This window comes from Streptomyces sp. SID4985 (assembly GCF_009863025.1).
Lineage (GTDB): Bacteria > Actinomycetota > Actinomycetes > Streptomycetales > Streptomycetaceae > Streptomyces.
In genome coordinates, this window is the sequence record NZ_WWIR01000254.1 from 1 (window position 1) to 6,284 (window position 6,284).

A 6,284-nucleotide genomic window follows, 5' to 3' on the forward strand; every position below is an offset into this window, starting at 1 on the left:
GTTGACCAGGAAGACCGAGCCCCACCAGAAGTGTTCGAGCAGGAACCCGCCGAGCAGCGGTCCGACAGCCGCGCCTACGGCGGCGACCGCGCTCCAGATGCCGATGGCGAGCGCGCGTTCGCGCCGGTCGGGGAAGACCTGGCGCAGGATCGAGAGCGTGGCGGGCATGATCATGGCACCGCCGACGCCGAGCAGCGCGCGGGCGAAGATCAGGGTGTCGGCGCTGTGGGACAGCGCGGCGACGGCCGAGGCGACGCCGAAGAGGGCGTAGCCGAGCAGCAGGACGCGTCTGCGTCCGACGCGGTCGCCCAGCGTGCCGAAGAGGATCAGCAGTGACGCGCAGACCAGCGGATAGACGTCGACGATCCAGAGCAGTTGTTCGGCACCGGGCCGAAGGTCCTCGGTGACGGCGGGTACCGCCACGTGCAGCACGGTGGCGTCGAGAGCGACGAGCAGCAGGCTGACACAGAGGACGACGAGAACGACCCAGCGGTTGGCACCGGTCCCGGTCGCCCGACGGCACGGCCCGATTTCGGCCGTGGTCGTCCCGGACATGTACTACCTCCCAGATGATCCCTCGTGCGCGGCGGACCGACAGGGTCGGGGATTCCCCGTCGTACGGCCGGAGAAGAGCGGTTCGCTCCGGCCCGCGCCTTTCCCACGCGGGTGGCTCGTCAGCGTACGCGAGTTCGGCCCGGGGGCACGTGGTGGACCTCTCACCTGCTCGGTCGAACCCATGTGGCGTACGCCACTTGCCTTTTCGCGCGCGCGTGTGCGTAGGAGGGGACGGCGCGTGTGCGTACGAAGGGACGGCTCGGGTCGGGCGGCGGTCCGGTGGCCGGGGGCGGTACGCGGGCCCGTCGATAATCGAGCCCGTGACCGAACTCGTGACGCGCCCGGCCCCGCCGCGCGCCCCTCTCCTGCGCCGGGCCGCCCCGGCCCTGCTCGGCTACGCGGCGGTCCGCGTGCTGGGCCTGGCCGTGCTGGCCGGCTGGAGCGCGGCGCGCGGCAAGAGCGCGTACACGCTGTTGACCGCGCGCTGGGACTCCCTCTGGTACGCCCGGGTGGCCGCCTCGGGCTACGGCTACGAGGTGCGGCTGCCGAACGGCGACGTCCACTCCGACCTGGCGTTCTTCCCGCTGCTGCCCTGGCTGGAGCGGCTGGGGCACGCGGTGGCCCCGCTGTCGTACGCGGACGCCGGTTTCGCGGTCGCGCTGCTCGCCTCGCTCGCGGCGGCGGGCGGGATCTTCGCGGTGGCCGAGTGGCTGTACGGCGCGCGGGCCGGGGTCTGCGCGGTGCTGCTGTGGGCGGTGCTGCCGGTGGGAATCGTGCAGTCGATGGCGTACAGCGAGTCGCTGTTCACGGCGCTGGCCGCGTGGTCGCTCTACGCGGTGCTGACCGGGCGCTGGGTGACGGCGGGGCTGTTCGCGGCGCTGGCGGGGCTGACCCGGCCGGTGGGGATGGCGGTGGTCGCGGCGGTGTGGGTGGCGGGGCTGGCTCCTTGTATGACCGCGCGAGTGCGTGCGTCCGTCACCTCACGAGTGACCTCGTTCGGGGGAAACCGGAGCGCGGAGAGCGTGCGGGGCGCTCGTGAGGACGCACGCGCCCCCTCCCTCTCCCCCGCGCCCGGCGCGGACACCTCCGCGCGCCGCCGCCTCCTCGGCATGACCCTCGCCCCGCTCGGCGCCGCCGGGTACGTCCTCTGGGTCGGTCTGCGCACCGGGTACGGGCCGCTCGGCTATCTCCGCGTCCAGGCGGGCTGGCGCAACGGCTTCGACGGCGGCTATGCCTTCGCCCGCTTCGTGGCGGGCATGTTCACGTCGTTCCCGTCGGCCCTCGCGGGCGCGGCCCTGGTCGTCGGGGTCGTCCTGCTGATCCGGCTGTACCTGGCCGGGGTGCGCCAGCGGCAGCCCCTGTCCGTGCTGGTCTACACGGGTGTGGTCCTGGCGCTGGCCCTGTGCGCGTCGAGTTACTTCGGCTCCAAGCCCCGGCTGCTGATGCCCGCCTTCCCGGTGCTCTTCCCGCTGGCCCGGGCCCTGGCGGCGGCCCGTCCGGGCCGTGCGGCGGCGGTCGTGGCGGTGGCCGCGACGGCAGCCGCGGCCTACGGGGCCTTCTGGCTGAACGGCTCCGGACCGCCGTGACGACCCCCGCCGGACCGCCCCTGACCGCCCCCGCCGGACGACCATGATCGACTCCTGGGGGCGCGGTGCGCGACCGCTGAATTCGCCGCAATGCCCGGGTTAACGAATTCATAAGCGACCAAAAACCGTCCCCTTCGGCATGCCCAAAACAATTCCGGGAACCTCCCGGGCGCCATTGCCGAATCCCGGGAATTGGGGATCTCTCCTGAGAGGTTTCCCACATCACATCGTCATCACAAAGCCTCTGTACCGACCGGGAACACCGCTCACTCGCTGTAATGTCGATTGGGTGCGTACCGAACGAAACCTCACCCGGCGTCTGGACCGGGTGTTCGCCAGGCTGGACCGTGAGCCGGAACGGCCGGCCCACATCGACATGCCCAGGATGAGCCGGCACCGGGTCGTACTGTTCTCCGCGACCCTGGCCTTCTACCTGGCGATCGTGTGGGCCGTGATCACCACCTCCTGGCTGGTGCGGCTGGACTGGCAGGTCATGTTCTTCCGCCCGTACCAGCAATGGCCGGAGATCCACGCGTTCCTCGACTACTACGTGGTCCTGGGCCAGCGCGGCCCGACCGCCGTCATGGTCACGGCGTGGCTCGGCTGGCGCTCCTGGCGGCAGCACACGCTGCGGCCGCTGCTGACGCTGGCGGCCTCACTGCTGCTGCTGAACATCACGGTCGGCGCCGCCAAGCTCGGCATGGGGCGCCTCGGCCCGCACTACGCCACCGTGATCGGCTCGAACGAGATGGGTCTGGGCGGAGACATATTTCCCTCGGGTCACACCGCCAACGCGGTCGTGACCTGGGGCATCCTGGCCTATCTGGCGTCCACGCCGCGGGCACGCCGCTGGCTGTCCGCGCTCTCGGCCGTCACCTCGCTCGGCGTCGGCCTCACCACCGTCTACCTCGGTACGCACTGGCTGAGCGACGTGCTTCTCGGCTGGGCCGCCGGTCTGCTGATCCTGCTCGCGCTGCCCTGGTTCGAGCCGCTGATCTCCCGGACCGAGTCCGCCGTGTTCGCCCTGCGGGACCGTCTGCGGGACCGGCGCGGCCGTACGACGGCGGTTCCGTCGGCTCCGCCCGCCCCGGTCGCCCCGGTGCCGCTGCGGCCGCAGACCGCTCAGTCCGAGGCGCACCCGGCCGGCTTCGAGCCGGTGGCCTCCGTGCGCGGTGGACGTGCCCCGATCCATCTGACGCCCGGTCCGCACACGGCCCGCTCGGAGCGCACCCCGGTCACCCCGGTCGGCAGCCGCCGCCCGGCGCACGCCGACCGGCTGCCGCGCGGCGCCTCCCAGCCGGCCCGCCCCTGACGGCCGGGCGGCCCGGCGGCGGGCCAGGTACGCACCCACCCGCCCCACCGAGCCGCCCGACCCGGGTCCGGTCAGCCCTTCCAGGCCCGCCGGACCCGGCCGTCGTCCACCTCGAAGTTGATCCTGCCCACGCGGTATTCCATGGTGACGACCGTGCCCGGCGGCAGGGCCCGTACGGTGCTCCAGCCCCGGTCCCGGGCCAGGCGCTCGGCGCTGTCGGCGTCGAGGCCGACATAGGTGTCCGGACTGTCGTTCGGCTCCGGCGGCGGAGTGGGAATCTGTGCCATGCGGCCACGCTAGGCCGCTCCGGGCAGTGACGGAACCCCGGCCCGGCGAAGGTCATGCGCTGCGCACGGTCACACTTCTGTCACAGCTTCCCGGCACCCGTTACCGCCGAACTCCGTCACACGTATGGGGGTTACCGTTCACCTCCTCGGGGCAATCGAACAGAATTTCCTGATGTCGGGATCGTGGCGCCCAATTTCGCCCGGCGAACGTTTCCGGCCGGATTCCTCCGCACAGGTTCGGAAGTTGTTTTGACGGGGAATCCGGCGAGCCCACCGGGGACCTGACGGCTCATAGGAAATTCACGGATTCACCACATCGTCACCGCGCTTCGGAAGGGGCGCGCGGCCGGGGCGCGTACGCCCCGGCCCGCACACGCGGACAGCCGCCGCCCCTCATGGGGACGACGGCTGTCACTGCCGGGCGGCCTGCGCCCGTCCGCGCTCAGAGCGCCAGACGCTGGCCCGGCACGATCAGGTCCGGGTCGGAGCCGATGACCTTCTCGTTGGCGGCGAAGACCCGCTGCCAGGTGGTGCCGTGCCGGGCGGCGATGGTGCTCAGCGTGTCGCCCGCACGGACGGTGTAGGCACCGCGGGTGGCGCTGCGGCCGGTGTGCTCCACCGGGCGCTCGGGCGCCTTCACGGACTTCCGCGGCTGGGCGGGGGTCCGCTTCACCGTCGCGCCGCTCCTCGTGGCGCCGCTCTTCGTGGTGGCGCCCCGGGACGCGGCGGCCGGTGCCGCCCCGGAAGCCCCGGCGCGGGCCGAACAGACGGGCCAGGCTCCCCAGCCCTGGGCGCTCTGCACCTTGGTGGCGACGGCGATCTGGGCGCTCCTGGAGGCCTGGTCGGCCGTCGGCGCGTAGGCGGCGCCGCCGTAGGCCCGCCAGGTGCCCGCCGAGAACTGGAGTCCGCCGTAGTAGCCGTTGCCGGTGTTGATGTGCCAGTTGCCGCCGCTCTCGCACTGGGCGATGCGGTCCCACACCCCGTTGTCCGCGGCTTCCGCGCTCGTGGTGGCGGCCAGCAGGCCCAGCGGGGCCAGCAGCGCCGCTCCGGCGAGGACGGCCGTCGTACGGCCCTTGCGGGCACCCTCACGACGGGCGGCGGGACGGTTGGTATCGGCACACTCGGTCATGCATTTCCCTCTCCACGTACCCGGGCTCCCCCAGGGCGGGGCGCGCCTCACCGCACAGGACCGCGGTTCCTCGCGCCCGACCCCGTCCGCCGCGGCCGATGCGGTGATCGTGATCCGATCACGGACGGCCGGCGGACTTGCCCGAGCGGTGCTCGTTGCACACGGCGGAGGAATCTAGGGAGGACAGCTCCCGAATTTCAACCAACACCCCTTCTTTCCAGGCCAGTTGGGCGTTACCGCGAGTATCGGCGATTTCCGGCCACCCACTACATGCGGCTATGTGCCGACATAACGGATGGTTGCCTTTGGGTGGTGTGACCCAGTTCACTCCTTCAAGTCCCTTGACTGTGCGCGAAATTGACGCTGAGTGGCCGATTCCGCACCAAACGTGACGACCTTGCCGGGATGGTTCGATTCCGTTCGCCTGAAGGCGTGACTCCCACCACAGGACGTCCGTTGTCTTCTTCATGAGCCCGCGACGCCGGGGCTCAGCGACCGGGAGCCACCCGGCCGGCCCCAGCACCGCACCCCGAGGGAGTCACCGTGCCGCCCATGCTCGACGTCAGTGACGCCGTACGTGCCGAGATCGGCGACGAAGAAGCCGACCGGCTGCTCGCCGGAGAGAACGCCCCGGGCAGTTACGACTGCACCTCCTGCCGCACACCCGGCAACTCCGAGCTGGAGCGCACCAGCACCGTGCTCTTCGTCGGGGAGGAGACCGCCGTCCTGGCCTTCGCGCACGCGGGCTGTCTGCCCTCGCAGGTCGTGCAGGTCACCGAGGAGCAGCTGCAGGGCGCCGTCCGCTCCATCGGCGACGGCCTCACGCCCGGCGCCGAGGCGCCCCAGAGCGCCGCCCCGGCCGCGCCGGAGCCCGCCGTACTCGGTGTGACCAGCGGACTCGTCCTGATCGAGGGCGAGTTGCACCCGGCGCTCGTCGTCGAGCCGACCGCGCCGATCGTGCGCCCGGGCAGCATCGGCCCCGGCGACGACTTCCTGCCGCTGCTCATCGAGCAGGGCTTCATGCCGGTGACCGAACTGGCGTCCGTGCCGCAGGTGCTGCATGGCTGGTCGGTGCTGCTCGCCGTGGGCCAGCTGCACGCGGTGCTCCAGCCGGGCCCCAACGGCGGCCAGCAGGTGGCCTGGTGGCAGGCGCACCAGCCGCTCCAGGTCACCGACAGCTGGCGCGCGGCCGCCAACAAGCACCAGCAGGTACTGATGTTCGCGGCCCCGGTCGGCTCCATCGGCCGCCAGCCCCGCGAGGACCTGTTGCGCGACGCCCTGGACCGGTCGGCGGCCACGGGCAAGCTGGTCGCCGCCGCGCTGCCCCTCGCGGGCACCTGACGGGCGGGGGTGGACGGGCACACCGGGCGGGGCAGTACGGACCCACCCGAGCCCGTACGCCCCCGCGCCCGAAC

6 protein-coding genes are annotated in these 6,284 nt (G+C 72.3%); 3 read left to right on the plus strand and 3 right to left on the minus strand.

All coding sequences use genetic code 11. The annotated features are described in order from the left end of the window. Window positions 1-555: MFS transporter (locus GTW40_RS10415; RefSeq protein ID WP_161179884.1), on the minus strand; the 555-nt coding region annotated here is incomplete at its 3' end. A gap of 320 nt (window positions 556-875) precedes the next feature. On the opposite strand from GTW40_RS10415, the gene GTW40_RS10420 reads away from it, so the two are divergent. Both GTW40_RS10420 and GTW40_RS10425 read left to right on the plus strand, forming a co-directional pair. Further along, entirely contained in the window at window positions 876-2,141 is a 1,266-nt protein-coding gene (locus GTW40_RS10420) for a mannosyltransferase family protein (protein WP_161179885.1), read from the plus strand. A 289-nt stretch (window positions 2,142-2,430) separates the two neighbouring features. Continuing rightward, complete coding sequence (locus GTW40_RS10425) at window positions 2,431-3,453, plus strand: phosphatase PAP2 family protein (RefSeq protein WP_161179886.1); 1,023 nt, start codon at window positions 2,431-2,433, stop codon at window positions 3,451-3,453. 71 nt (window positions 3,454-3,524) lie between these two features. On the opposite strand, the gene GTW40_RS10430 is transcribed toward GTW40_RS10425, so the two are convergent. Continuing rightward, window positions 3,525-3,740 carry an I78 family peptidase inhibitor gene (locus GTW40_RS10430; protein WP_161179887.1) on the minus strand — a complete coding sequence of 72 codons (216 nt, stop codon included), beginning with the start codon at window positions 3,738-3,740 and terminating at the stop codon, window positions 3,525-3,527. A 442-nt stretch (window positions 3,741-4,182) separates the two neighbouring features. Further along, window positions 4,183-4,869, minus strand: coding sequence for a transglycosylase family protein (locus tag GTW40_RS10435; RefSeq protein WP_161179888.1), 687 nt, complete (start codon window positions 4,867-4,869; stop codon window positions 4,183-4,185). Between the two features lie 543 nt (window positions 4,870-5,412). Between GTW40_RS10435 and GTW40_RS10440 the strand changes: the two genes are divergently transcribed. Further along, window positions 5,413-6,210 carry a hypothetical protein gene (locus GTW40_RS10440; protein WP_161179889.1) on the plus strand — a complete coding sequence of 266 codons (798 nt, stop codon included), beginning with the start codon at window positions 5,413-5,415 and terminating at the stop codon, window positions 6,208-6,210. Window positions 6,211-6,284 lie beyond the last annotated feature (74 nt).

What these genes read in the sequence shown, in the direction of transcription:
- GTW40_RS10430 (WP_161179887.1), bottom strand. Translation starts at nt 3,740, where the DNA reads ATGGCACAGATTCCCACTCCGCCGCCGGAGCCGAACGACAGTCCGGAC.
- GTW40_RS10435 (WP_161179888.1), bottom strand. Translation starts at nt 4,869, where the DNA reads ATGACCGAGTGTGCCGATACCAACCGTCCCGCCGCCCGTCGTGAGGGT.